Annotated in this window: 22 protein-coding genes and 1 pseudogene; 13 read left to right on the forward strand and 10 right to left on the reverse strand. The window is 63.3% G+C overall.

Annotated elements, in window-relative coordinates:
* The first annotated feature begins 125 nt into the window (after nt 1-125).
* Complete coding sequence (locus tag NKI69_RS29155) at nt 126-1154, forward strand: P-loop NTPase fold protein (protein WP_352723018.1); 1029 nt, start codon at nt 126-128, stop codon at nt 1152-1154.
* On the forward strand, nt 1120-1686 hold the full coding sequence (locus NKI69_RS29160) for a hypothetical protein (protein WP_352723019.1): 567 nt from the start codon (nt 1120-1122) through the stop codon (nt 1684-1686). The genes NKI69_RS29155 and NKI69_RS29160 overlap by 35 nt, the downstream gene beginning before the upstream one ends.
* A 663-nt stretch (nt 1687-2349) precedes the next feature.
* On the opposite strand, the gene NKI69_RS29165 is transcribed toward NKI69_RS29160, so the two are convergent.
* From NKI69_RS29165 to NKI69_RS29205, 9 genes are all read right to left on the reverse strand, one after another.
* Complete coding sequence (locus NKI69_RS29165; protein WP_352723020.1) at nt 2350-3990, reverse strand: ABC transporter substrate-binding protein; 1641 nt, start codon at nt 3988-3990, stop codon at nt 2350-2352.
* Between the two features lie 482 nt (nt 3991-4472).
* Complete coding sequence (locus NKI69_RS29170; protein ID WP_352723021.1) at nt 4473-5420, reverse strand: alpha/beta hydrolase; 948 nt, start codon at nt 5418-5420, stop codon at nt 4473-4475.
* An 11-nt stretch (nt 5421-5431) separates the two neighbouring features.
* Nucleotides 5432-6112, reverse strand: coding sequence for an isochorismatase family protein (locus NKI69_RS29175; protein ID WP_352723022.1), 681 nt, complete (start codon nt 6110-6112; stop codon nt 5432-5434).
* A 259-nt stretch (nt 6113-6371) separates the two neighbouring features.
* Complete coding sequence (locus NKI69_RS29180) at nt 6372-7676, reverse strand: M24 family metallopeptidase (protein WP_352723024.1); 1305 nt, start codon at nt 7674-7676, stop codon at nt 6372-6374.
* A gap of 318 nt (nt 7677-7994) precedes the next feature.
* Entirely contained in the window at nt 7995-8966 is a 972-nt protein-coding gene (locus NKI69_RS29185; protein WP_128305626.1) for a GlxA family transcriptional regulator, read from the reverse strand.
* A gap of 296 nt (nt 8967-9262) precedes the next feature.
* Complete coding sequence (locus NKI69_RS29190) at nt 9263-10459, reverse strand: trans-sulfuration enzyme family protein (protein WP_352723025.1); 1197 nt, start codon at nt 10457-10459, stop codon at nt 9263-9265.
* Entirely contained in the window at nt 10456-11877 is a 1422-nt protein-coding gene (locus NKI69_RS29195) for a pyridoxal-phosphate dependent enzyme (protein ID WP_352723026.1), read from the reverse strand. The genes NKI69_RS29190 and NKI69_RS29195 overlap by 4 nt, the downstream gene beginning before the upstream one ends.
* A gap of 360 nt (nt 11878-12237) precedes the next feature.
* Nucleotides 12238-13572: an FAD/NAD(P)-binding protein gene (locus NKI69_RS29200; RefSeq protein WP_023813441.1), complete on the reverse strand. Its 1335-nt coding sequence runs from the start codon at nt 13570-13572 to the stop codon at nt 12238-12240.
* 31 nt (nt 13573-13603) lie between these two features.
* Complete coding sequence (locus NKI69_RS29205) at nt 13604-14107, reverse strand: RrF2 family transcriptional regulator (RefSeq protein ID WP_023813440.1); 504 nt, start codon at nt 14105-14107, stop codon at nt 13604-13606.
* Between the two features lie 910 nt (nt 14108-15017).
* On the opposite strand from NKI69_RS29205, the gene tauA reads away from it, so the two are divergent.
* From tauA to NKI69_RS29250, 9 genes and pseudogenes are all read left to right on the forward strand, one after another.
* Complete coding sequence (gene tauA, locus NKI69_RS29210; RefSeq protein ID WP_352723027.1) at nt 15018-16031, forward strand: taurine ABC transporter substrate-binding protein; 1014 nt, start codon at nt 15018-15020, stop codon at nt 16029-16031.
* 124 nt (nt 16032-16155) lie between these two features.
* Nucleotides 16156-16947, forward strand: a complete 792-nt coding sequence (locus tag NKI69_RS29215) for a taurine ABC transporter ATP-binding protein (protein WP_352723028.1) — start codon at nt 16156-16158, stop codon at nt 16945-16947.
* Nucleotides 16944-17804: an ABC transporter permease subunit gene (locus NKI69_RS29220; RefSeq protein WP_352723029.1), complete on the forward strand. Its 861-nt coding sequence runs from the start codon at nt 16944-16946 to the stop codon at nt 17802-17804. The genes NKI69_RS29215 and NKI69_RS29220 overlap by 4 nt, the downstream gene beginning before the upstream one ends.
* Nucleotides 17805-17833: 29 nt before the next feature.
* Entirely contained in the window at nt 17834-18019 is a 186-nt protein-coding gene (locus NKI69_RS29225; protein WP_352723030.1) for a hypothetical protein, read from the forward strand.
* Nucleotides 18020-18197: 178 nt separating this feature from the next.
* Nucleotides 18198-18484, forward strand: a pseudogene (locus NKI69_RS29230) (GIY-YIG nuclease family protein).
* Between the two features lie 257 nt (nt 18485-18741).
* A complete protein-coding gene (locus tag NKI69_RS29235; protein ID WP_352723031.1) occupies nt 18742-19713 on the forward strand; it encodes a sulfonate ABC transporter substrate-binding protein in 972 nt (323 codons plus the stop codon).
* A gap of 91 nt (nt 19714-19804) precedes the next feature.
* A complete protein-coding gene (ssuD, locus tag NKI69_RS29240; RefSeq protein WP_352723058.1) occupies nt 19805-20968 on the forward strand; it encodes an FMNH2-dependent alkanesulfonate monooxygenase in 1164 nt (387 codons plus the stop codon).
* The gene (locus NKI69_RS29245) at nt 20965-21741 is read left to right on the forward strand and encodes an ABC transporter permease subunit (protein ID WP_352723032.1); all 777 of its coding nucleotides are present in this window, start codon (nt 20965-20967) and stop codon (nt 21739-21741) included. The genes ssuD and NKI69_RS29245 overlap by 4 nt, the downstream gene beginning before the upstream one ends.
* A gap of 10 nt (nt 21742-21751) precedes the next feature.
* Nucleotides 21752-22543, forward strand: a complete 792-nt coding sequence (locus NKI69_RS29250; RefSeq protein ID WP_127268050.1) for an ATP-binding cassette domain-containing protein — start codon at nt 21752-21754, stop codon at nt 22541-22543.
* Between the two features lie 203 nt (nt 22544-22746).
* Here NKI69_RS29250 and NKI69_RS29255 read toward each other — a convergent pair whose 3' ends face one another.
* Entirely contained in the window at nt 22747-22923 is a 177-nt protein-coding gene (locus NKI69_RS29255) for a hypothetical protein (protein WP_023813429.1), read from the reverse strand.
* Between the two features lie 309 nt (nt 22924-23232).
* Here NKI69_RS29255 and NKI69_RS29260 point away from each other — a divergent pair, with 309 nt between their 5' ends.
* On the forward strand, nt 23233-23592 hold the full coding sequence (locus tag NKI69_RS29260) for a septal ring lytic transglycosylase RlpA family protein (RefSeq protein ID WP_023813428.1): 360 nt from the start codon (nt 23233-23235) through the stop codon (nt 23590-23592).
* A gap of 234 nt (nt 23593-23826) precedes the next feature.
* A complete protein-coding gene (locus NKI69_RS29265; RefSeq protein ID WP_352723033.1) occupies nt 23827-25104 on the forward strand; it encodes a polyhydroxyalkanoate depolymerase in 1278 nt (425 codons plus the stop codon).
* The last annotated feature ends 204 nt before the right edge of the window (nt 25105-25308 follow it).

Genomic DNA, 25308 nt, shown 5'->3' on the forward strand with positions numbered 1-25308 from the left:
CTAAGTCCCGAGTAAGCGCGGAGTTACACAGCAATCTCACTTGCCACCTCGATCCTTCATTACGCAACCTATTGCACTTCAGAAGCATCTGTGTGCTAGCGTAACGCTGCAGGGGGATCTGAAGCATGCCTAAGGTCAAAAGAGAGTCGTTCATTGAGAGCGAGCGAGCTGATCAATTCGCAGCGACATTGGAAGAGGCTACGCGTTCAACCGAGGAAGGCGTCAAATACTTTATTGAGCCTGCCAAGGGCACATTGTCTCGGGGAAAGACCCGGCGACATCATTTCATCTTTGGCCGACGAGGCTCTGGAAAATCCAGTCTTCTGAATAAATTGCGCGCAGAATTGACCTTAGATCGGATGCCCGTAGCGTATATTGATCTCGAGACGTTTAAGGGTCACAGTTATCCAGATGTTTTAATAAGTATTATTATTAAAACTCTAGATAGCTATTCAGAGTGGTTTTCCACTGCTGGGGTTTACCCCGCATCGAAGCAGTCGTTTTGGAAAAAGTTATTTGGTGCGAAACCCAGAGAGAAATCTATCGACTCCCGCAAGGTCGATGGCCTGCTTAAGCGAGTGACGCAAATGCGGGCCGAACTAGCTCACCTGCTGACAGAACCCGAGGAGGTCTCGCGGGTCAGAAAGTCGAAGCAAACAAAAGAACGAAACGCAAATGGTAAGGGGTCGATTGAATTGCCCCAGCTCCACCTCGAAGGCGGAGTTTCTAGGTCATCAGGCACTGAAAGGGAGATTTCCGACAATTATAGTTCAAAAAAAATCGAAACCCTTCACCGTCGCATCATAGATTTCAAACAACTTTTCGCCGATCTTTCCTCCGTTTCTGGAAAGCAAAGCTACTTATTTCTTGATGACTTGTACCATATTCGTTCCGACCATCAAGCCGAGGTAGTCGACTACTTTCATAGAATTACGAAGGGAACGAACACATGGCTCAAGATTGGGACTATTAAGCATAGAACTCAGTGGTATTTTTTTGGTCAGCCACCTATCGGCATGAAGCTGGGTGACGACGCCGATGAGATCGATTTGGATGTGACGCTGGAGAAATATGACCTGACCAAGGAATTCTTGATAAAAGTTTTGGATCAGTTTTGCCGTGAGCACGACAGCAAAGTGGCTGATTCTATCTGACGGAGCCAGAGACAGGCTTGTACTGGCCAGCGGTGGGGTCGCGCGAGATTTTCTGAGTATTGTCCGGCGCTCAATCGATGTCACAAGGCAACGCCTGGCAGGCAATGACCGTTTTCGTGGTGACAGGATTTCGGCGGAAGATGTTAACAAAGCGGCCGGCGAGCTGGATGGATTTAAGCGAGAGGACTTCCGCAGGGACACCTCCGATGACGACTCCCAGAGCTTAAATGACTTGTTTGAGGAGGTGAAGAAATTCTGTATCGAGAAGGTCAACTGTAACTGTATTCTTGTGAATAAGGAGACGAAAACAGGCGGCGCCGGCATGATAAAAGAGCTCGTTGATTTGAAGTTTTTACATCATGTTAGATCTCGAGTTACTACTAGGGATAAGGCTGGTCAAATTTATGACGCTTATATGCTTGATATTAGCCAGTACTCTGGCGAGCGGAAAAGGCGGAACCTTGATATGATTGAGTTTTGGCACAAGGACGGAGAGAACCAACTCAGAAGGAGCTCTCTGGTCTTTACCTGAAGACGACAAGCTTCGTTGCCGGCTTCAGCCTCGCTTTGCGGCAGCGCTGGTCATGGTCAGTGCGCCAAAGACCTTCGCCGTGTGAATGCGGCTCACCGCGCTCGTGGCCGCCGGGCTGTTTGTGGTCTCGGCTTGCATGATCGGCGCGGTGAGCCTTTGTCCGCTTCCGTACCAAACGCCCGGCCTAGTTGATCGAGCATCGCCGGAACGGTAAAAAATCCGGGCGGCGGACCCAGGTTCGCCAGTGGCCGGCGCGGGCTCAGGCAACTGCCTCACCGGCATTCGCGCCGGCCATTTCCCAGGTGCAATTCGGCCAACGTTGGCGCCGCCCCTCATCTGCCGCCATCTTCTCCCCGTAAACGGGGCGAAGGACGCGGTGGCCGATGATTTCGCTAGTCGCCAACCTTGCAATGGAGGCGCCGGGGATGGCGCGGCTTGGTTCCTCGCCCCACGAAGTGGGGAGAGGTGGCCCGGCGAAGCCGGGACGGAGAGGGGCCAGCGCGGCGTTGGGAGGTAGTTTCTCAAGGGTTGCTGTCGTGTCAGCCAGCTCTCATTCTTGATACGGTTTTGGTTTCGCGAAGGGCGTCCCCCGCTCCGTCCCGGCTTCGCCGGCCCACCTCTCCCCCACTCCCGTGGGGGCGAGGAACCCAAGGATGGAAAGCCTCAACTCTCAATCCAAACCTTCTCAAAATGCTGCTCGAGCGCCTGGTGCTGTTCGCAACCTTCGACGCCTTTGCGGTACGTCCGGTAGACCGAGCGCCAGTAGGGTTGGATGATGATGCCGGAGTCGCGCAGATTCTCCTCGATCTTGGCCATGATCTCCTTGCGCGCCCTGGCGTCCGGGGTCGCCAGCGCCTTGTCGAGCAGCTCGTCGAACTCCTTGCTGGCGTAGGCGCTTTCGTTCCAGGCGGCGCCCGATTTATACGCCAGCGCCAGCACCTGGACGCCGAGCGGGCGGCCGAGCCATTCGGTGCAGGAGAAGGGGTATTTGCTCCAGTCGTTCCAGAAGGTGGCGGCGGGCAGCACGGTGCGCTTGATCTTCAGGCCGGCCTCGCGCATCTGCGCGCCGATGGCGTCGCCGGTGCTCTTTTGCCATTCGACATCGACGGAAATGAGCTCGAACTCGTGGTCGGCCTTGCCGGCCTCGGCGAGCAGCTTCTTCGACTGGTCGACGTCGCGCCTGGCCGGGCCGATATCGGCATATTCGGGGTGCATGGGACCGACATGGTGGTTGTCGGCGGGCTTGCCGCGGCCGCCGAGGCCGAGCGCCAGCACGGCGGAATTGTCGACGGCGAGCTGGGCGGCGCGGCGCACCTTGACGTCATCATAGGGCGCATTGCCGACATTGAAGCGGGCGACGATGGTGGAGCCGGTGGCGATCTCGGAATTCATCAGCCCCATCTGTTCGGTCTGCGAGACGGCATCGGAGGCGGTCTCGTGGTCGGTGTCGATCTCGCCGGATTCGAACGCCGACAGCATGGCGTTGGGGTCGGAGCCGTAGTCGACCCATTTGATGCCGTCGAGATGGAATTCGCCCTTCCACCAAGGCTTATCCCTGCGCTTCACCTCGGCACCGGTCTCGGCATCCCAGCTGACCAGCTCGCAGGGGCCGGTGGTGATGGCCAGCGCCTTCAGCGGGTCGCCGTCGCCCTCATAGGAGCGGTGCATGATCAGTGCGGGATAGTCGGCCATGCCGGCGATCAGCGAAATGTCGGGTTTGGGCAAATTGAGCTTGATGGTGAAGTCGTCGACCTTGGCGATGCCGCCATCGACGACCTTCTTGGTGTCGGCATTGACCAGCGCGCCCATGCGCGCGGCGACCGAGTTGCCGGGCACCGAGGCATCGCACCAGCGGGTGAGGTTGTGGATGACATCGTCGGCGTTGAAGGCATCGCCATTCGACCAGGATATGCCCTTTCGCACATGCAGTGTGAGCGTCCTGGCGTCGTCGCTCGCCTCCCAGCTTTCGAGCAGCCAGGGCTCGAAGGAGAAGTCGGTGTTCCAGCGCACCAGATATTCGTTGCAGTGGCGGGCGACATTCGACATCTCCACGCCGTCAAAGGTGCGCGGATCCTTGAAACCCTTGACGTTCATGGCGACGCGCAGGACGCCGCCCTTCTTCGGTTCCGCAGCGCGGGCAGGGGTGGTGCTGAGCCCGCCCAGTGCCAGCGCGCCGGCGGCGCTGACGCCGAGGCCGGCCATCAGGGCCAGATATTCGCGGCGGTTGATGCCGCCGGTCCTGAAATCGTCGGCGACGGGCTTGGCTTTCGGGTGCAATTTGCGATCGGTCAGCATGAATTTCATCGTCGTTCCCCTGTTGTTGATGCATGCCGCCCAAAAGTGCCCAGCGGTTTTGGGACAACGGCATGCACAGAAAAATCGCCCCGGCCGATCGACAGACGCGGGGGCGGACGCGACCGCCGGGACGCCATTGCCTGAGGGGAATGATAGAGCGAGGTGACGCCGGGAAGTGTTCGGTTTTCCGCAGTGATTGTGCGGGGTTCCGCAGGGGCCAAGCGAGGGCCTCCCCTTCGAAAATTGGCGAAGGGTGACGTGACAGCCAATCTCCCCCCTTGCGGGGGAGATGTCCGGCAGGACAGAGGGGGGTGTGAAGGATCGCCAACCTTCGATCCCCAGATCATTTAAAATCGGTCTGAGAGCGCGGCTGGACTTAGCTGATTAGCTGAAAGGTCAGCGGGACAGCACCCCCCTCTGTCCTGCCGGACATCTCCCCCGCAAGGGGGGAGATTGGCGCCTCACCGCCGGCGCCTTCCTTCCTCAGCCACTCAATACGGCCACTCACCCTTACCCAGCGCGGCAACCGCCGCCACGATCCGCGCAAACGCCTCCGCCGCTGCCGGCACAGTCGTTCGGGCGCGCAGGAAGCTGTGCACCAGCCTCGGCTCCTCGTGCCACCAGGCCTTGCCACCGGCAGCCACAATACGGTCGCGGTAGGTCTCGCCATCCGACGACAGCGGGTCGCATTGCGCCGTGACGATCACCGTTGGCGGCAGGCCGGAGAAGTCGGTGTCGCGCAGCGGCGAGAAGGTCGGGTCGTCGGGCGACTGCCGCTTGGCCGAGCGGACGTCGCGGTAGAAGGCTAAGTCGGCCACCGACAGCAGCGGCGCCTCGGCGTGCTCGATGTAGGAGCCGGCGCTCTCGTCGCCGCCGAGTTCGGGGTAGATCAGCACTTGCCCGACCGCAGCTCTGATATGGCGGCGCGTCGCCTGCGCCACCGCGGCGGCGAGGTTGCCGCCAGCGCTTTCGCCGCACAGCACCAGCGGCAGATCTGATGACACTGCCGCCCATTCGAAGGCGGCCACCGCATCGTCGAAGGCGGCGGGATGAAGATGCTCCGGCGCCAGCCGGTAGTCGACCGACAGCACGTCGAAGCCGGTGCCGGCGCAGAGCTCGGCGCAGATGTCGTCATGGCTTTCCAGCCCGCCGAGGATGAAGCCGCCGCCGTGGTAGTAGATCACCATCGCCTGGGCGGCCTTGCCGGCAAACCGGTAACGGCGGATGGGGATGTCGCGGCCGGCGGCGGCGATCAGGCCATCGCTGGCCTTGACGCCGGGCGGGCGGCCCTGGTGGAAGGCCCGGCTCATCCGGTCATATACTGCGCGCTGCTTGCCGATCGGCAGGCCGATGATTTCGGGCGGATACCAGGCGTTGACCGCGTCGATATAGGCCCAGAGCTCTGGGGCGAGCCGGGTTTCGTAGGGGCCCCTGGTCATGCTTTCGACAGTCATAGATCGGCGTAGAGCGCGGCCGCATTCTCAAAACTGAAGCGCAGCGGCACCGAGCCCTCGACCTGCCAGGCTGTGACGGTCTCGCCCGCCAGCAGCCGGCAGGCGCCGTCGGTATCGGTTACGGCGCCGCCATAGAGCCGGTTGGCGAGGTTGAGGATGCCGGTCTGGTGCATGGCCGCGCTGCCGCTGCCGCAGGCATCCTTGACCAGCAGCACGCGAAATCCTCTGGCCACCGCATCCTTGACCGACGCGTCGATGCAGGCCTCGGTCCAGACACCTGCCACAACCAGCCATTCGATGCCCGAAGACTTGATGTCACGCGCCGCCGGCCCCGAACGGAAGGCACTGGCCTCGGCCTTGACCAGCAGCGCCTCGCCATTGGCCGGCGCCACCTCATGGCAGATCTCGGTCAGCGGATCGCTCTTGTCGGAGAAGGCCGACTTGCCGTCCTCACCGACCGGGTGGAACGGCCGGTCCTGGCTGTCGAGATCGACGATGTAGGCCCAATGGTAGAGCGGCACATTGTTCTGCCGCGCCGCCGCTTGCAGGCGCTGGACCTTGGTGAGGACCGTTGCGTAGCCGTCGACCAGATAGCGCGGGTCCTGCCGGTGCTCTTCCTGCAAGTCAATGAAGATCGCGGCCACCGTGCCGCGCTTGATGGCGATGGGGGTTTTCATGCTGCTTCATTATCCACGGGCGGAGCAGTCCAAGACTCCTGCCTGTGCCGGTGGGACAGCACCCCCCTCTGCCCTGCCGGGCATCTCCCCCGCAAGGGGGGAGATCGGCCGTCGCGAATGCCCTCGCCAATCGTCAGAGTTGCAGGAAAAAGCGCTCCAGGCGACGCTGCCAATCTCCCCCCTTGCGGGGGAGATGTCCGGCAGGACAGAGGGGGGTGCGACGGAATGAGGCGCTTGTTGTGAGCGTTAGTTGCGCGTATCAAACCTGCTTCTCCAGAAACTCATCCTCATAGGGAAAGCGCGACAGGAGTTCGGTGCCGGTGTCGGTGATCAGGATCTCGTCCTCCAGCTTGACGCCCTCGCGGCCGCCTTTCTCGCCGATATAGCTTTCGACGCTCACCACCATGCCTGGCACGATATGGCCATCGCGGCCATAGGTCTCGTAATCCATGGCGTGCGCAATGAACGGCGTTTCGCCATGCATGCCGACGCCGTGCATGACCGAGGTGTAGCGCTGGTCGATGAAACGGTCGGGGATTTTCCACGCCTTCTCCGCGATCTCGCGGAACGCCATGCCGGGTTTGACGACCCCGATGTTGTGCTGAACCTGGTCGTGCGCCATGCGGTAGAGCGACTTCTGGTAGGGCGTCGGCTTGCCCGGCCCGCAGCGGAAGGTGCGCGAGAAATCCGAATAATAGCCGTAGCAGCCGATCGTGTCGGTATCGAGCGCCAGCAGTTCGCCGGGCCGGATCTTGCGGCCGCTGGCCTCGTTGAACCAGGGATTGGTGCGCTGGCCGGAGGTGAGCAGCCGCGTCTCGATGAACTCGCCGCCCTGGCGGATGACCTCGCCATACATGATGGCGAACAGGTCGTTTTCGGAGACGCCGGGCTTGATCGCCTCCCGCACCGCGTAGACGGCGGCCTCGGCGCCGGCCATCGACACCTGCAGGCATTTGACCTCTTCCGGCGTCTTCACCGCGCGCACCGCCAAAACCTCGCCCTGACAATCGCGGACATCGCAGCCGCGCTTTTCCAGCGCCAGCGCCTGCAGATGGCTGCAGCGGTCGAGGCCGAGCTTCATCGAGCCGCCGCCATGCTGCTTCAAGAGCTCAGTGATCTCGTCGGCGAAGGGGCCGGCGGTCTCGTCGTCGCGGCCGGACACCGACGACCAGACCAGCTTGGAAGGACGCGCCTCGTCGATCGTGTCGAGCACCATGGAGACATGATAGCTCTGCGGGTACTCAAACAGCACGATCGGCCCAACGGTCGGGATAAAGAAATAGCGGGTCGAGTTGCGCAGGAAATAGCCGAACATGTTGCGCGAGCCGGTGGCGTAGCGCTGGTTATAGGGGTCGAACAACACGACGCCGCCATAGCCGGCCTCACGCATCCAGCCGCGCAGTTTCGCCAGCCGGCCCTTGCGCAGCGCATCGGCATCGATGAAGGACGGTTCGGTGTCCGACAGCCACATGCCGCCGGCCGGATCGGCCGCCGCGGGATGGCGCATGCGGTCCTTGAAGTCCACGTCCTGCGTGCTGTCAGGGTCGAATACGACGATGCTCATGGGGTACGGCCTTGGGTCGGTTGCGAGGCCGGAGCATGGCGCAAGAGGGGCGGATGGATTGTGCGGAAAACCGCAGGTGTTGTGCGGGATACCGCTGGAGCCTAATGCCGAACGCTAGAGGGACAGCACCCCCCTCTGTCCTGCCGGACATCTCCCCCGCAAGGGGGGAGATTGGCAGCTTCGATCCCGCCGCTTTTCTTGCAACATTCGAGATTGGCGAAAGCGGAGGTGCAGTCAATCTCCCCCCTTGCGGGGGAGATGTCCGGCAGGACAGAGGGGGGTGTGACGGAACTCGTCGCGGCGCGATTAGCAAGTCCCCTAATGCCGCCTCGCCAATCTCGGCGGATGCCCGTGCTCCTCGCGAAACGCCCGGGCAAAGCTCGACATCGAGGCGAAGCCGCAGGCCAGCGCCACGTCGCGCACGGCGAGCGTCGAATGCGCCAAAAGGTCGGCGGCACGCTTCAGCCGGAGCCGCCGGTAATAGCCATTGGGCGAGATGGCGAGTTCGGAGCGGAAGGAGCGTTCGAGCTTGTCGGAGGAGACGCCGAGCTTCGCGGTCAGCTCGGCCATGCCGAGCCGCTCCTCGACCGCGTCCTCCATGATGGCGATGGCCGACAGCACCAGTTCGTTCTGGACGCCGGTGCGCAGCCGCAGCGGCATCATCTTGCGGTCGATGCTGGAGCGCAGCTGGCTGTGCACGAACCATTCGGCGACGCCGGCGGCAAGCTCGGCGCCGTAGTCGCGGGTGATGATCTCCAGCATCATGTCGAGGCTGCCGACGCCGCCGGCCGAGGTGAAGCGCTTGCGGTCGATGACATAGAGGTCGCGCCTGAGCTCGATGTTGGGGAAGGCTTCGGTGAAGGCGGCCTGGCTGGTCCAGTGCAAGGTGCAGGCATGGCCGTCGAGCAGGCCAGCGCGGGCGAGGAAGAACGCGGCATCGGCCACCGCGCCGATATGGGCGCCGTTGCGCAGGCTCTTGCGGATCCAGTGTGCTGCGTCCTCGGCGACGAGATGATCGGCATCGCCGCCCGAACAGACGACGATGCGATCGACCTTCGGCGCATCCTCGGCGTAAAAACCCGGCTGGATAACGACGCCGTTCGACGCCTCGACCGCGCCTTTCGTGCCGCCGACGATGATCCAGCGATAGCATTCTCTTTTCGCCAGGACATTGGCGGCACGCAGCGGCTCGATGACCGAGCTGAACGCCATCATCGGAAAGCCGGGAAACACCAGCACCGCGAAGGTGAGCGGGGTGTCGGTGGGTTTGGGTGGGGCGTGTGTAGCCATGGGGCGCTACACTTCGGGCAGATGGGGTTCGGGGTCAACGGGGCTTGGCTGAACGATGCGCGAAGCGCGGTTTGCCGTTGACCGTTGTCGCGGCGAAGAGATCGGTCCGACGTCGGCGGGACAGCACCCCCCTCTGGCCTGCCGGCCATCTCCCCCGCAAGGAGGGAGATTGGCAGCTTCGATGGCGCCGCTCGTCTTGCAACGTTCGAGATTAGCGAAAGCGGAAGTGACATCTGATCTCCCCACTAGAGGGGGAGATGTCCGGCAGGACAGAGGGGGGTGTGAAGGATCGCTGCCTATCCCCCCAGCGCCTGATCCAGATCCGCGATCAGATCGTCGCCATCCTCGATCCCCGCCGACAATCTTACCAGCGAATCCGATATGCCGATCTCGGCCCGCTTCTCGGCCGGAATGGACCCATGCGTCATCAGCGCCGGATGCTCGATCAGGCTTTCCACCCCGCCGAGGCTTTCGGCGAGCGTGAACAGTTGCGTGCGTTCGAGGAACTTTTTGGTGCCGGCAAGGTCACGGTCGAGCACGGCTGTGATCATGCCGCCGAAGGCGTGCATCTGCTGGACGGCGACGGCGTGCTGCGGATGGCTGGCGAGGCCGGGATAGATGACGCGGCGGATGTCGCGGCGCGCTTCCAGCCATTGCGCGATCTTCAGACCGTTGGCGGAGTGGCGCTCCATCCTGAGCGCCAGCGTCTTCAGCCCGCGCAGCGCCAGAAAGCTGTCGAACGGACCCGAAATGGCGCCGATGGCGTTCTGCAGGAATTTCAGCTGGGTGGCCAGATCCTTGTTGTCGCCGACCACGGCGACGCCGCCGACCATGTCGGAATGGCCGTTGAGATATTTGGTCGTCGAATGCACCACGATGTCGATGCCGAGCTCCAGCGGCCGCTGGATATAGGGGCTGCAGAAGGTATTGTCGGCGACCGACAAAATGCCCTTGCGCTTGGCTAGGGCGGCGACGCCTTCGAGGTCTACGATGCGCAGCAGCGGGTTGGTCGGCGTCTCGACCCAGAGCATTTTCGTCTCGGGCCGGATCGCGGCTTCCACGGCGGCCAGGTCGGTGAAGTCGACGAACGAGACCTGCAGATTGGCCGAGCGTTTGCGCACCCGCTCCATCAGCCGGAACGAGCCGCCATAGATGTCGTCGGTGGCGACGATGTGGGCGCCGGAATCGAGCAGCTCCAGCACGGTGGCGATCGCCGCCAGGCCGGAGGCGAAGGCAAAGGCGGCCGAGCCGCTTTCGAGATCGGCCACGGCGCGCTCGAAGGCAAAGCGCGTCGGGTTCTGGCTGCGGGCATATTCAAAGCCCTTGTGAACGCCGGGCGACTGCTGGGCAAAGGTCGAGGTGGCGTAGATCGGCACCATCACCGCGCCTGTCAGCGGGTCGTGGCTCTGGCCGCCATGGATGGTGCGCGTCGAAAAGGCCAGACGGTTCTTGCCGGCTGAAGATGGGCTGGCTGGCGGAGTATTGCTGGTCATCGTGCGCGCCTCAGATGGTTGATCAGGTCGATGCGGGTTATCAGGCCGACGAATTCGTCGCCGTCGAAGATGATGGCGACCTCGTTGCGGTCGAACACCGGCAGCAGCGCATCCAGCGTCTGGCTGGCCTGCAGCGTGTGCAGATTGGAGGTCATGGCCGTGCGCACCGGGCCGTTGAAGCGCTCCCAGCGGCCGTCATAGGGGCCGTCGACATGAGCAAGAATATCGCTTTCGTCGACGATGCCGACGAGCTTGCCATTGTCGAGCACCGGCAGCTGCGAGACATCGGAACGGCGCATGCGGCCATAGGCGTTGAGCAGGCTTTCGTCCGGGCCGACATAGACGGTGTCGCCGGTGCGGTGCGAGCGCATCACCAGGTCGCGCAGATCGCCATGCTGCTCGTGCTCGGCCAGCCCCTGCTCGGCCAGCCAGAAATCGTCGAACACTTTCGACAGATACTTGTTGCCGCTGTCGCAGACGAAGGTGACGACGCGTTTCGGCACCGTCTGCTCGCGGCAATAGCGCAGCGCGGCGGACAAAAGCGTGCCTGAGGACGAGCCGGCGAGGATACCTTCCTTCGACAAGAGGTCGCGGACCGCCAGCATGCTCTGCTTGTCGGGGATGGAATAGGCCTTCTTGACCAGCGACAGATCGGCATTGGGCGGCACGAAATCCTCGCCGATGCCTTCCACCGTCCAGCTGCCAGCCTCTTCCATCTTGCCGGTCTTGATCAGCGGCGCCAGCACCGAGCCGACCGGATCGGCCAGCACCATTTCGGTCTTCGGCGACACTTTCGCGAAGTAGCGGCCGAGCCCGGTCAGCGTGCCGCCCGAGCCGACGCCGACGACCACGGCGTCGACATCGCCGTCGAGCTGCGAGAAAATCTCCGGGCCGGTGGTGGTTTCATGCGCCAGCGGATTGGCCGGGTTGGCGAACTGGTTGGCATAGAAGGCGCCGGGCGTTTCCGCCGCGATCTTCTCGGCCATGTCCTGGTAATATTCGGCATGGCCCTTGCCGACATCGGAGCGTGTCATGCGCACCTCGGCGCCGAGCGCGCGCAGATGCTGGATCTTTTCGCGCGACATCTTGTCGGGCACAACCAGCACGATGCGGTAGCCCTTGGGGATGCCGACCTGGGCGAGGCCGAGGCCGGTGTTGCCGGCGGTCGCCTCGACAATGGTGCCGCCACGCCTGAGCCTGCCCTGCTTTTCAGCCGCGGCGATCATCGACAGCGCGATGCGGTCCTTGATCGAGCCGCCGGGGTTCTGGCTTTCGAGCTTGATGAACAGCCGGCACTTGCCGGTGTCGAATTTGGTCAGCTCGACCACCGGCGTCTGGCCGATCAGGTCGAGAACCGACGCATAGGGCGGACGCAGGCGGGACAATTCGTCGGCTGCGGCGATCTCGTGCTCGTTCATATCGATGCTCCATGACCAAGCGACCGCCTCGAGGCCGAGCGGCAGCGTATCCTCTTTTCCAGCCCTTTGCAGTTGGAAAGAAGATAGATCGTGCCAATCAACCGGCCAGATGTGGAATGAAATTCCGGGTTGTGGCTGTGGTCTCAAACAAAACGCTACCGCAGCACTCCGTCACACCCCCCTCTGGCCTGCCGGCCATCTCCCCCGCAAGGGGGGAGATCGGATGTCGCCGCCGGTTTCGCCAATCTTCAACGCTGAAGAGAACGTGCCAAAAGTGAAGCTGCCAATCTCCCCCCTTGCGGGGGAGATGTCCGGCAGGACAGAGGGGGGTGCTGTCCCGCCGGCATCAAAGGTTCTGCTTCACCCCAACAACTGCTTGCTCAGCCTCGCACACTGCACGCGGATATCGGGAATGGCGTCGATCTCGAAGAAGGTGCCGCGCGTCAGCGGGCCGACGGCGAGGATCTTGGCCGAGACGGTTCCGTCGCCGGCGATGATCTCGCATTTGGCCGATACATCGAGGCCGATGCGCAGCGGATCCGGCCGTGCCAGGCCGCGGTCGACCAGCGAGCGCACGACGCTGTTCGACGAGGTCGAGATGTCCCTGACGATACCAGAGCAATCATAGATGCGGGCGACCTCGAAGGTCTCGAGGCGCTGCGTGTGGCGCGACTGGACCTGGACGGTGAATTCGCCGTTGCGCGCGATGTCGACGACGCGGCCGGCGACCAGGCGGATGCGGCCGGACCGCACGGCTTCGGTGACGCGGGCGTAGACCTCGGGCGCCATGCGATGGCGGTGGATGTCCCACCAGGCCTTGGTGTGCTCGACGAAGCGGCGCTTGGCGGAAGCCGGCCAGTTCTGCCAGATCTTCTGGTTGAACGGCCGCAGGCCGTCGACGACGTCGCGCCAGTCGATGCCGGCCTTCTGGTTTTCCTTGATCAGGTCGCGGAACCAGCCGACGAAATAGGAGAGCTGCGTGCCGAGCGGAATGTCGGCGACGTCGAGCTTGATCGGATTGCCCTTGCGATGCGGCGAGGGCAACAGGCCGCGCCGCGACACAGCTATGATGTCGCCGCGATGGCCGCGCTGCTCGAGCGCCAGGAAGGCATCGACCATGCTGAGGCCGGTGCCCAGCACCATGACGCCGGCGTCGGGGGGAAGTGCTGTGTCGGCTTCCGACCCCATCCTGACGGCATGGCCTTGCGCCGGCTCCTCGTCGTGGCCGGTGGCCAGCACGGCGAGATGCGCAACGACGCTGGTGCCGTTGGCCAGCGCCACTTCGACACCGGATGCGGTGGGCGTGATCGAGAGGCTTTCCTCGCGGATCAGCCGAAGCCGCCCGGTCTGCTTTTCGCGCGCCTGCAGCTCGTCGAGCAATTCGCCGAGGTAACGGGCATAGATGCTGCGCGGCGCATAGAAGGGCGCCTGCTCGGCCGTTGCCAGGCCGCGCTCCTGCAGCCAGCGCCAGAAATTGCCGGGATCGTCGGCATAGGCGCTCATGCCGGCGGCGCTGACATTCAAGACATGCGCCGAGAGCAGCGTCGAATAGGCGATGCCCTGGCCGAAATGCGGGCGCCTTTCGATCAGCGTGACGCGCAGGTCGGGATTGGGCGACTTCAGGAGATGCGCGGCCAGCACGACGCCGCTGGCGCCGCCGCCGACAATGATCATGGAGTTGGCACGCCCGGTCATAGGCATGCCTTCGCTCTGCGCAGCGCCAGTGTCAGGCCTGGACCTTCACCGCGACCGGCAGATCGCCGATGTCCCTCGCAACCGGCAGATCGTCGATGCCCTTCGCGACCGATAGGTCGTCGAGGACGATGTCGCGCATTTCCGCGAGGCTGCGCTGATCGAGCACCTCGGCGATCGCCTGCCGGACCTCGAGCATCAGATGTCGGACTTGGCATGTCGCCTCGTTGCAATCTTCACAGCGCTGGTACTGGGTGCGGCTGGCGCAGGGGATCGGCGCCAGCGGACCGTCGAGGACGCGCACGACATGGCCGACCTTGATCTCGTCGGCGGGGCGCGCCAGGCGATAGCCGCCATCCTTGCCCTTGCGGCTCTGGACGAAGCCGGCATTGCGCAACTCGCCCAGGATGGCGTCGAGAAATTTCTTCGGGATGTTGTTGCCGGTGGCGATGTCGTTGACGAAGGCAAGCTGCCCGGCCGGCAATTGCGCGAGATGGACGAGCGCCTTGAGGCCGTACTTGCCCTTTTTCGTGAGCATGAGATCAAAATTTCTCTGTCATGCGACGGCGTGGAACCATCGGTTGCAAAACGCCTGGCGTGCGTTGCCGCCGCGTCCAAGCCCGCATGACACATAAATTCTAGTGACATGATGTACAAGCCGAGAACTGTTGATTTTGCTTCGTTTTCAAGCCCGCTGTGGCCATTTTAGCCCGACCTTGTGCCCTCGAAAGCACAAAAATGCCCTTTGAGAGCAGTGGGATGGCAAAATGGTCCTCCAGGGCCGGATGTGGTCGGCATCGACTGACGCGACGGCGAAAGCCGATCCATGCCGCGAGCGATCATGGTGATGTGGTGGCCGCTCATCGCCGACTCCAACTCTCTCATGTCGATAAGAATACTATACTTATGCTGGAGCACTGTGGAAGGTGTTTTCGAATCCATGGCTTTTTTGGGTATGGATTTGCCTGACAGGGGCAAGACTAGGAATTCTCGTTCGCGATCGAGGTCATGCCATTCCTTCCAGCGTTGGTGCGTGCAGAACCTTGCCGGACGCTGGCAGGACAGCACCCCCCTCTGCCCTGCCGGGCATCTCCCCCGCAAGGGGGGAGATTGGCAGATCCACCGTAGGTTCAACACCTGCAACGATGGCGATTGGCGAAAGCCGGGATGACAGCGATCTCCCTCCTTGCGGGGGAGATGGCCGGCAGGCCAGAGGCGGTGCTGTCCCGCCGACATCGGAAGACTTCGGACAGTAGCCGAGCCCCCAACGTCACGGCTTGGATCAAGCCAGGAGATCGCTTGCAGCCGCCCTATCCGCCTCGCCACCCCACCATCGACAGCTTTTTTCTAACAAGCTCGCCTTGGTTGGAAGGATTTAACTCTACAAGAGTGATAGAATTAGCTGACTATCATGGGGCATTCCAATTCTCTCTTTTCAGGAGCCCTTCATGTCCACGATTTCGCGACGCATTGTTCTTCTCTCGTCCGCCGCACTAGCCGGCGCCGCCTTCCTCGGCCCTGCCCTTGCCGACGACCTCAAGATCACCATCGGCTACCAGACAGTGGTCGAACCCTCGAAAGTGCCGCAGGCCGACGGCGCCTATGAAAAGGCGACGAAGGCCACCATCGACTGGCGCAAATTCGATTCCGGCGCCGATGTCATCGCCGCGGTCGCTTCCGGTTCGGTCGATATCGGCTATGTCGGCTCGAGCCCGCTGGCGGCGGCGGCGAGCCGCGAGCTGCCGATCCAGACCATCTTCATCGTCGGCCTGATCGGCGAATCCGAAGCGCTGGTTGCCCGCAACGGCGCCGGCATCGCTGGGGTCGCCGACCTCGCCGGCAAGAAGGTCGCCGTGCCCTTCGTCTCGACGACGCATTACAGCCTGCTCGCCGCACTGAAGCATGAGGGCGTCGATCCGAAGTCGGTCGAGATCCTCAATCTCAGGCCACCCGAGATCGCGGCGGCCTTTTCCCGCGGCGATATCGACGCGGCCTATGTCTGGGATCCGGCGCTCGGCCAGATCAAGACGACCGGCAAGGTGGTGCTGGATTCCTCGCAGGTCGCCGCCTGGGGCGCGCCGACCTTCGACGCCTGGATCGTGCGCACCGACTTCGCCGAAAAGAACCCTGAGGCAGTGCGCGACTTCGTCAAGGTGACGGGCACCGCCTATGCCGAGTTCCTCGCCAAGCCCGACGCCTGGTCGGTGTCGTCGCCACAGGCGGCCGCGATCGCCAAGATCACCGGCGCCAAGCTGGAAGAGGTGCCGCAGCTGCTCAAGGGCTATGTCTTCCCGACGCTCGAAGAGCAGGCTTCGGACAAGTTCCTCGGCGGCGGCACGGTCAAGGCGGTGGAAGCGACATCCGCCTTCCTCAAGGAGCAAGGCAAGATCGACGCCGTGCTTCCCGATTATTCCAAATACGTGTCGTCGAAATACGTCACCGAGGCGCTTGCCTCGAACTGAACGCCTGACGCCAAACGAACGCGCGCGGATCTCCTTCCCTGACGCCGCGTGCTGCCTGCCCCGGAACCGCTGACGAGGAGTGGTTCCGGGACAGGCGTTTTTCCTTCAAATCTGCGAGGCATCCATGGCGCATCTCGTGCTCGACCCCCATCTCGTGCTGGACAAGGTCTCGATCCACTATGACGGCCAGGCGGAGCCTGCCGTCGAACGGGTGTCGATCGATGTTGCCAAGGGCGATTTCGTCGTGCTGGTCGGCCGTTCCGGTTGCGGCAAGACCTCGCTGCTCAACGTCGCCGCCGGCCTTGTCGCGCCGGCGCGAGGTACGGCTTCCATCGACGGCAAGCCGATCACCGCGCCGGGCTCGGACCGGGCGGTGGTGTTCCAGAACGATGCTTTGTTCCCATGGCTGACGGCGCGCGAAAACGTTGCCTTCGCGCTCAGGCTGCGCGGTGTCAGGCCAGCCGAGCGGGCCCAGCGCGCCGATGAGTTGCTGGCGCTGGTGAAGCTCACCGACGCCGGCGACAAGCGCATCTGGGAGCTTTCCGGCGGCATGCGCCAGCGCGTCGGCCTGGCCCGGGCGCTCGCCGCCGAACCCGAATTCCTGCTGCTCGACGAACCGCTCGGCGCGCTCGATGCGCTGACGCGCGAACGCATGCAGACGACGCTGCTCGATCTGTGGACGGCAAGCGAGGTCGGCGTGCTGATGGTGACGCATGGCATCGAGGAGGCGCTGGTGCTGGCCACCCGCATCGTCGTGCTGGCGCCCGGTCCGGGCCGCGTGGTGCGGAGCTTCGAGCCCGGTTTTTCCCGACGCTACGCGTCTGGCGAAGCCATTCGCACGATCAAGGCCGATCCGATTTTTTCCGAAGCCCGCGCGGACTTGACCGATGCGATCTTCGAAGGAGAAGCGGCATGACCGTTACTTCCTACACGGAGCGACCGGGACACAAGATCGACGAGGCCGACGGCCTGTCGGTGCCATGGTCGCGTCCCAGCCCCAAGCGCAAAGGCGTTTCGGCCCGCGCGGTCAGCGCTGTCACCATCCTGGTGGTGCTGGCGCTGTGGGCGCTGTCGGCCCGCCTGCAACTGGTGTCGCCAGTGTTTCTGCCATCGCCTGCCGCCGTGTGGAACAAGTTCATCACCGTCGCCCGTGATGGCTTCGTCGATGCGACGCTGCTGCAGCATGCGGTCGCCAGCCTGGGCCGGGTTTTCGCCGCGCTGGTCGCCGCCATCCTCATCGGCGTGCCGGTTGGGCTCGCCATCGGCATCAGCACGATCGGGCGCGGCATCTTCGATCCGCTGCTGGAATTCCTGCGGCCGATCCCGCCGCTCGCCTACCTGCCGCTGGTCATCATCTGGTTCGGCATCGGCGAGCCGTCGAAGATCCTGGTGATCGCCATTGCCATGCTGGCGCCGGTGGCGCTGTCGACCGCGTCCGGCGTTCGCGGCGTCTCGCAGGAGCGCATCAATGCGGCGCGCTCACTGGGTGCGACGCCAGCACAAGTGGTCCGCCACGTCATTCTGCCCAGCGCGCTGCCGTCGATCCTGACCGGACTGCGCATCGCGCTCGGCGCCGGCTGGTCGACGCTGGTCGCCGCCGAACTGGTGGCGGCGACACGCGGGCTTGGCTTCATGATCCAGTCGGCCGCCCAGTTCCTCGTCACCGACGTGGTGGTGATGGGCATATTGGTGATCGCGGCCATCGCCTTCGTGCTCGAATTCACCATCCGCAGGATCGAGCGCGTGCTCGTCCCGTGGGCGGGCCGCGAATGATCGAAGCCCAGAGGAGCAGGAGAATGACGATGACCCATTCCACCGCCGTGCTGTTCGCCCAAGCCGGTAGCTGGCTTCTCGCCTGGACCAGGGAAAGCCAGCCGCTAGAACAGCAACCGAAATCGCCAACGCCGGTCCGCCGGGACGCCGAGCGCGACCGCCTGCCGCCACGCGACGAGAGTTTTTACTGGGCCTGGCAGTATTGGTCGCAGTGAAGGGCGTGGGCACGACTTGTGTCACGAAGACGGCTTAACTTAAGCTTCGTCAGGGCGAAGCAAGGAGCGAAGCGACGCGGCGCAGACCCTAGGATCCATGCCGTGACGGTGGTCGTAAGAATGCGGCGGATCAGAAATGTCGCTTTGCACGCCAACTCACGCGGGCTACCCTTCAACCATGACCGGCTATGCTTACATGACCGCGAGTCAGAAGCGCGGTACGATCTACATCGGCGTCACCAACGACCTCGGCCGCCGCGTACCCGAGCACAAGTCCGGCCAAGGCTCAGGTTTTACCAGTCGCTACGGCGTGCAACGCCTTGTCTGGTACGAAGAGTATTTCGACATTACCGACGCCATCCAACGTGAGAAATCACTGAAGCACCGGCCCCGACAATGGAAGATCGAACTGATCGAGAGGGCAATCCGGAGTGGTTCGAGCTCTTTCGTGGAACCGGCTGGTAGGCGCTCGGTTCCTTGCACCGCCGGAGCATAGCATCACCGTCACGGCATGGATCCTAGGGTCTGCGCCGCGTCGCTTCGCTCCTTGCTTCGCCCTAGAATGACGAAAGCTGGGGCTGCCTGCAGAAAACAAATCCGCTCTTCAAGTCCATCTCGCAAAATTATTCCTCTACTAAATTTATAGAACTACCTAGCCTGATCCATCTTCCAACCGGCGAGGCCATTTCCCGGCGCCGATCCGCAGCGAAGGAGAGGGATCAATGTTCAATCTGACCAAGCCTTTCAATCTGACGAGACGTGTTTTCGGCATCGGCCTGCTGGCGGCTACGGTTGTCCTGTCATCCGGCGCCACAGCGCAGGAGCTGAAGCAGCTCAGCATCGGCTATCAGAAGACCGGCCTGCCGGTGATCGCCAGGCAGCAGCAGGTGATCGAAAAGGCACTTGAAGACAAGGGCGTGACGGTCAAATGGGTCGAGTTCACCGCCGGGCCGCCGCTGGTCGAGGCGCTCAATGTCGGCGCCATCGATGTCGGCTGGACCGGCGACGCACCGCCGATCTTCGGCCAGTCGGCCGGCGCCAACATCGTCTATGCGGCGGCACTGCCGTCGAATGGCGAGGGCGAAGCGATCTTCGTCAAGCCGGCGTCGCCGATCCAGTCAGTCGCCGATCTCAAGGGCAAGCGCGTCGGTGTCGGCAAGGGCACCAGCGCGCACAATCTGCTCGTTGCAGCGCTTGAAAAGGCCGGCATTCCCTTCGACCAGATCACGCCGGTCTATCTCAGCCCGGCGGATGCGGCCGCCGCCTTCGCCAGCGACCAGATCGACGCCTGGACCGTCTGGGATCCGTTCTTCGCCATCGCCGAAACGCGCTACCAGCCGCGTGTGCTGGCGCGCTCCAGCGAGGTGCTCAAGGTCAACACTTATTTCCTCGCCAACAAGGATTTCGCCAAGGCGCACCCCGAAACCGTCACGACGACGATATCGGCCCTCGGCGAGGCGGCGAAATGGGCCGACCAGAACCGCGACAAGGTGGCCGCGGCGCTGCATGAGGTGACGGGTGTGCCGCTCGACGCGCAGATCATCGCCGCCAACCGCACCAAGTTCGGCATCTTTCCGATCACCGACGAGATCATCGCCGGCCAGCAGGCCACCGCCGACCGCTTCTATAAGCTCGGGCTGATCCCGAAAGCGGTCCGCATCTCCGACGCGGTGTGGACAGCACCCGGCAACTAACTTGTCCCCTGACGGCGCCGGGTGAGAACGCCCGGCGCCATTTGCGTTTGCACCCATATCTCCAGGAGATCCGCCCGTGACTGTGCCAGACATGACCGCGCCTGCCAGCACCGCACCGCTCGATTTCTTCTGGTTCATCCCGACGCATGGCGACGGTTCTTATCTCGGTTCCGAGGAGCAGCAGCGGCCGCCTGAATTCGGCTACTTCAAGGAGATCGCGCAAGCGGTCGACCGGCTCGGCTTTCCCGGCGTGCTGCTGCCCACGGGTCAGAACTGCGAGGATTCCTGGATCACCGCGACAGGTCTCGCGACGCTGACCGAAAAGCTGAAGTTTCTCGTTGCGCTGCGGCCGGGCGTCACGCTGCCGACTTTCGCCGCGCGCCAGACCGCCGCCCTCGATCGCTTGAGCAATGGCCGCCTGCTGCTCAATGTCGTGGTCGGCGGCAACCCGACCGAGCTCGCCGGCGACGGCGTCTTCCTGCCGCATGACGAGCGCTATGCCCAGGCGCATGAGTTCCTGACCATCTGGCGCGGCCTGGTGTCGGGCCAGCGGGTCGATTTCGACGGCAAATATTACCGCGTCGAGAGTGGCCGCCTCGACCTTCTGCCGCACCAGGAGCGGCCGCCGCTCTATTTCGGTGGGTCGTCGGACGCGGGCCAGGACCTCGCCGCCGACCTCGTCGACATGTATCTGACCTGGGGCGAGCCGCCGGCGCAGGTTGCCGAGAAGCTGGCCGCGGCGCGCGCAAAAGCGGCACTGCGCGGCAGAAAACTGCGTTTCGGCATCAGGCTGCATTTCATCGTCCGCGAGACCGAGGACGAAGCCTGGCGCGCCGCCGACCGGCTGATCAGCCATGTCACCGACGCCCAGATCGAAAATGCGCAGGCGCGCTTCCTCAACCAGATGGATTCAGTCGGTCAGCGCCGTATGGCGCAATTGCATGGCGGACGCCGTGACAGGCTGGTCGTCTCGCCCAATCTGTGGGCCGGTGTCGGGCTGGTGCGCGGCGGCGCCGGCACGGCGCTGGTCGGCACGCCGGAACAGATCACCGAGCGCATCCGGGAATACCAGGCGATCGGCATCGATACCATCATCGGCTCGGGTTATCCGCATCTCGAGGAGGCCTATCGCGTCGCCGAGCTTCTGTTCCCGAAACTCGGGCTCGGCACCAGGCGGCAGCGGGCGCATGAGAACATCGCCAACGAATTCTCGGTCGGCTTCCATGGCGCCAACCGCCTGCAGGCTTCGTCATGAGCTTTTCCACACGCCTGCATAACAATGCCATAGGCTGGCTGCTCCCGGCGCTGGTTATTGCCGGCTGGGAGGTTGCCAGCCGCGCCGGCGTCATGCCCGCCAACGTGCTGCCGGCGCCAAGCGCGGTCGCCGAAGCCTTCTGGCGGCTGACGCTGTCAGGCGAACTGACCCGCAACATCGGCGTTTCGACCGCGCGCGCCCTTGCCGGCTTCGCCATCGGCGGCTCGATCGGCTTTGCGCTTGGCCTTGCCAACGGGCTGTCGACGCTCAGCCGCGGCCTGACCGACACGACGCTGCAGATGATCCGCAACATCCCGCACCTGGCGCTGATCCCGCTGGTCATCCTGTGGTTCGGCATCGACGAGGAAGCCAAACTGTTCCTGGTGGCGCTCGGCGTGTTCTTTCCGATCTATGTCAACACGCTGCTCGGCATCCAGAGCGTCGACCCGCAGCTGGTCGAGATGGGCCGCGTCTACGGCATGGACCGGCGCGCCCTGTTCTTCCGCGTCATCCTGCCCGGTGCGCTGCCGGCGATCTTCGTCGGCCTGCGCTATGCCCTGGGCATCATGTGGCTGACGCTGATCGTCGCCGAAACCATCTCGGCCAGTTCCGGCCTCGGCTACATGGCCATGCAGGCGCGAGAATTCCTGCTGATCGACGTCGTCGTGCTGTCGATCCTGATCTACGCGCTGCTCGGCAAGCTCGCCGACAGCCTCGCCCGCCTGCTCGAGCGGCTGTCGCTCGGCTGGCATCCGGCCTTCCAGAACGGATGAGAGATTGCCCATGACCGCCGCCAGCCTGACCGCAGCCCGTTCCTTCGTCGCCACGCCGGTGCGGCCGATCGGCTCCGTCGAAGGGCAGCGGGCCTTTGCCTTCAGGCAAGCCGGCAAGCGCTTCGGCGACAAGACCGTGCTCGACGGCATCGATCTGGACGTGCCGGCCGGGCAGTTCCTTGCCGTCATCGGCAAGAGCGGCTGCGGCAAGAGCACGCTTTTGCGGCTTCTGGCCGGGCTCGACCGGCCGACATCGGGATCGCTGACATTCGGCGTCGAAGAGGAAGGACACAGCCGCACGCGCTTCATGTTCCAGGAGCCACGGCTCCTGCCCTGGGCCAGCGTGGTGAAAAACGTCGAGGTCGGGCTGACCGGGATTGCTTCCGGCGCGGAGGCAAGGCAACGCGCGCTCGACATTCTCGGCGAGGTCGGGCTTGCTGACCGGGCCGACGAATGGCCTTCGGTGCTGTCCGGAGGTCAGAAGCAGCGCGTGGCGCTGGCCCGCGCGCTGGTCGGCCACCCGCAGATCCTGGCTCTCGACGAGCCGCTCGGCGCACTCGACGCGCTGACCCGCATCGAGATGCAGCAGCTTCTGGAACGCATCTGGATCGCGCAGAAGTTCACGGCTGTGCTGGTCACGCATGATGTCGCCGAAGCCGTCGCGCTGGCCGATCGGGTCGTGGTGATCAGCGAAGGCCGGATCGCGCTTGATCTGGATGTGCCCGTGGAACGGCCACGGCGGCGTGGTTCGGTCGAGCTTGCGCGGCTTGAGGGCAAGATACTGGACCGGCTGTTCGGGTAGGCTGTCGGGGGCGGCGGCGCAATTGGTGAGCGGCTTCCCCCACTCCGTCGCTGCTCCGCAGCGCCACCTCTCCCCCCTCCGGAGGGAGAGGAAAGGGGCCTGGGTCGGCAAGCTCGCGCCTTTCCTCTCCCCCGTCGATCGGGGGAGAGGTGGCGAGCGAAGCTCGACGGAGTGGGGGTCGACCTTTCTTCGAAGCTCACCCCCTACCGGTTCGCCCACACCAATCCCACCAGCCCGACCAGCATGGTGACGACGCCGATATAGAGCCATTGCGACTGGCCGGTCATGAAGCTGCCGCCGACCACGCCGATGCCTTGCAGCGACCACAGCGCGCCGACGGCAAGCACAATCAACGCCAGCAGATTTTTCGTCAGCCTCATTGCAGGATCTCCCTTTTGAAGTCGATTGGCTGCAGCATCGGGGCCGCGATAAAAGAGCCGAAGGAAGTGGCCCGTCCGTGCCGGACTCTACTTGGATATTAATGTTCGATCTTGTCAAACGGATGCCTGGCAGCAGGACAAAGATCATCATTGATTGATCATCGCGCGGCGGAAAATCCCTGACAGACTGTTACTCAGCGACTCCAAACGTGTGCCATTGCCACGGAACCGCCAGATGACTGCCGCATTTCGCGCCTTATTTGGCACCTAACGGCTGGGGTCTGTCAAAAACGGAGCCATCCCCCAAATATGAAGAACCCAAAACAGACCGCGCTTGTCGCGGTAACGATCGCTGCTGGCCTGATGGTCGGCGCTTCTTCGGCGACCGCCGCCGCCCAGTGCGGCCGCGCCTCATGGTACGCCCTGCACTCCAAGACCGCATCGGGCGAGCGCATGAACCCGTCAGCGCTGACCGCCGCGCATCGCACCTTGCCTTTCGGCACCAAGCTCAGGGTGACCAACAAGAACAACGGCCGCAGCGTCGTCGTGCGCATCAACGATCGCGGTCCGTTCATCAAGGGACGCGTGCTCGACCTGTCGAAGGGTGCGGCCGGCCAGCTCGGCTTCATCGGCTCCGGCCATACTTCCGTGTGCATGGCGCGCGTCTAGAGTTTTCTGTGTCCGGCAACATAGGCCGGACACATTGCCTACACATTTCGCAGTCGCACACTGAGCCGGCTGGCACCGTTCGGCCCCGATTTCCACGGTCTTGAACCAAAGAAGCATTGGTCACGCCGCGTGACGTATTGCATCGCAGCAATTAGTTGTTAACTTCCCCGCGAGACATCTAGGGCTCGGCGCGGCTCGTCGTCCCTTCGGTCGCAGGCAGCAGCGGGGTTCTCGATGTTCTACCAGCTCTATGAGATGAACCACGCGGCCCTGCAGCCGGCGCGCCTCTATGCCGACGCGGTGCGGATGTTCTACTCCAATCCACTCAATCCGTTTTCCCACACGCAATGGGGCCGTTCGATCGCGGCGACGGCCGAACTGTTCGAGCGCACCACGCGCCGCTACGGCAAGCCGGCCTTCGGCCTGACCAAGACCGTGGTCGACTGGAAGAGCGTCGAGGTCACTGAAAAGACCGTCTGGTCGAAGCCGTTCTGCAATCTCGTCCGCTTCGAGCGCACTGTCCCCGCCGGACGCAAGCCCGATCCGAAGCTTCTGATCGTGGCGCCGATGTCGGGCCACTATGCGACGCTGCTGCGCGGCACGGTCGAAGCCATGCTACCCTATGCCGACGTGCACATAACCGACTGGGTCGATGCCCGCATGGTGCCGCTTGCCGACGGCCAATTCGATCTCGACGACTACATCGACTACGTCATCGACATGCTGCACACGCTGGGGCCGGACACGCATGTGATGGCGGTGTGCCAGCCTTCCGTGCCGGTGCTGGCCGCCGTGGCGCTGATGGAAACGAAGGGCGATCCCTTCGTGCCCTCGACCATGACCTTGATGGGCGGCCCGATCGACACCCGCAGCAACCCGACCGCGGTCAATCTGCTGGCGCAGGAAAAGGGCATCGACTGGTTCCGCGACAATGTAGTGATGCAGGCGCCCTGGCCGGTACCGGGCTTCGGCCGCGAGGTCTATCCAGGCTTCCTGCAGCTGTCCGGCTTCATGAGCATGAACCTCGACCGCCACATCATCGCCCACAAGGACTTCTTCATGCATCTGGTGAAGCATGATGGCGACAATGCCGAGAAGCACCGCGATTTCTACGACGAGTATCTTGCCGTCATGGACCTGACGGCGGAGTTTTATCTACAGACCGTCGACACGATCTTCGTTCGCCAGGCCTTGCCCAAGGGCGAGATGACGCATCGCGGCACCAGGATCGATCCGTCGGCGATCCGCAACGTCGCGCTGTTCACGGTCGAAGGCGAAAACGACGACATATCGGGCCTTGGCCAGACCAAGGCGGCGCATGATCTGTGCCCCAACATCCCGGCAGACAGGCATGCCCACTACATGCAGCCGGCGGTTGGCCATTACGGCGTGTTCAACGGTTCGCGCTTCCGTTCCGAAATCGTGCCGCGCATCGTCGACTTCATCACCAGCTATGGCCGCCAGGAGCGTGTCGCGGTGAAGCCGAAGCTGGTCCGCGCCGCCAAGAAATAATGCAAGTCGCCCAAAATTGCGGGTTTTGGGACGATGATTTTGCATAACCAAGCTTAACGGCGACAAACCGTGAAATTAACCCGTAAAAGCCGGCTGGCTGGCCGATTCTGTTGCACAAGTGTCGCTGTCCAGCCCCTCGGGTAACCATGCCGACAATCCGACCGTCGTCGTAATTGACACGGACTGTAAATCCCCCTTAACCTT

This window comes from Mesorhizobium sp. M0491 (assembly GCF_040321265.1).
GTDB lineage: Bacteria > Pseudomonadota > Alphaproteobacteria > Rhizobiales > Rhizobiaceae > Mesorhizobium.

Coding starts and splice junctions, on each gene's coding strand:
- NKI69_RS29255 (WP_023813429.1), bottom strand. CDS start 22,923: ATGAGGCTGACGAAAAATCTGCTGGCGTTGATTGTGCTTGCCGTCGGC.
- NKI69_RS29195 (WP_352723026.1), bottom strand. CDS start 11,877: ATGAACGAGCACGAGATCGCCGCAGCCGACGAATTGTCCCGCCTGCGT.
- NKI69_RS29225 (WP_352723030.1), top strand. CDS start 17,834: ATGACCCATTCCACCGCCGTGCTGTTCGCCCAAGCCGGTAGCTGGCTT.
- NKI69_RS29260 (WP_023813428.1), top strand. CDS start 23,233: ATGAAGAACCCAAAACAGACCGCGCTTGTCGCGGTAACGATCGCTGCT.
- NKI69_RS29180 (WP_352723024.1), bottom strand. CDS start 7,676: ATGAGCATCGTCGTATTCGACCCTGACAGCACGCAGGACGTGGACTTC.
- NKI69_RS29235 (WP_352723031.1), top strand. CDS start 18,742: ATGTTCAATCTGACCAAGCCTTTCAATCTGACGAGACGTGTTTTCGGC.
- NKI69_RS29205 (WP_023813440.1), bottom strand. CDS start 14,107: ATGCTCACGAAAAAGGGCAAGTACGGCCTCAAGGCGCTCGTCCATCTC.
- NKI69_RS29215 (WP_352723028.1), top strand. CDS start 16,156: ATGGCGCATCTCGTGCTCGACCCCCATCTCGTGCTGGACAAGGTCTCG.
- NKI69_RS29155 (WP_352723018.1), top strand. CDS start 126: ATGCCTAAGGTCAAAAGAGAGTCGTTCATTGAGAGCGAGCGAGCTGAT.
- NKI69_RS29265 (WP_352723033.1), top strand. CDS start 23,827: ATGTTCTACCAGCTCTATGAGATGAACCACGCGGCCCTGCAGCCGGCG.
- NKI69_RS29190 (WP_352723025.1), bottom strand. CDS start 10,459: ATGACCAGCAATACTCCGCCAGCCAGCCCATCTTCAGCCGGCAAGAAC.
- NKI69_RS29250 (WP_127268050.1), top strand. CDS start 21,752: ATGACCGCCGCCAGCCTGACCGCAGCCCGTTCCTTCGTCGCCACGCCG.
- NKI69_RS29220 (WP_352723029.1), top strand. CDS start 16,944: ATGACCGTTACTTCCTACACGGAGCGACCGGGACACAAGATCGACGAG.
- NKI69_RS29165 (WP_352723020.1), bottom strand. CDS start 3,990: ATGAAATTCATGCTGACCGATCGCAAATTGCACCCGAAAGCCAAGCCC.
- NKI69_RS29245 (WP_352723032.1), top strand. CDS start 20,965: ATGAGCTTTTCCACACGCCTGCATAACAATGCCATAGGCTGGCTGCTC.
- NKI69_RS29185 (WP_128305626.1), bottom strand. CDS start 8,966: ATGGCTACACACGCCCCACCCAAACCCACCGACACCCCGCTCACCTTC.
- tauA (WP_352723027.1), top strand. CDS start 15,018: ATGTCCACGATTTCGCGACGCATTGTTCTTCTCTCGTCCGCCGCACTA.
- ssuD (WP_352723058.1), top strand. CDS start 19,805: ATGACCGCGCCTGCCAGCACCGCACCGCTCGATTTCTTCTGGTTCATC.
- NKI69_RS29170 (WP_352723021.1), bottom strand. CDS start 5,420: ATGACCAGGGGCCCCTACGAAACCCGGCTCGCCCCAGAGCTCTGGGCC.
- NKI69_RS29200 (WP_023813441.1), bottom strand. CDS start 13,572: ATGACCGGGCGTGCCAACTCCATGATCATTGTCGGCGGCGGCGCCAGC.
- NKI69_RS29175 (WP_352723022.1), bottom strand. CDS start 6,112: ATGAAAACCCCCATCGCCATCAAGCGCGGCACGGTGGCCGCGATCTTC.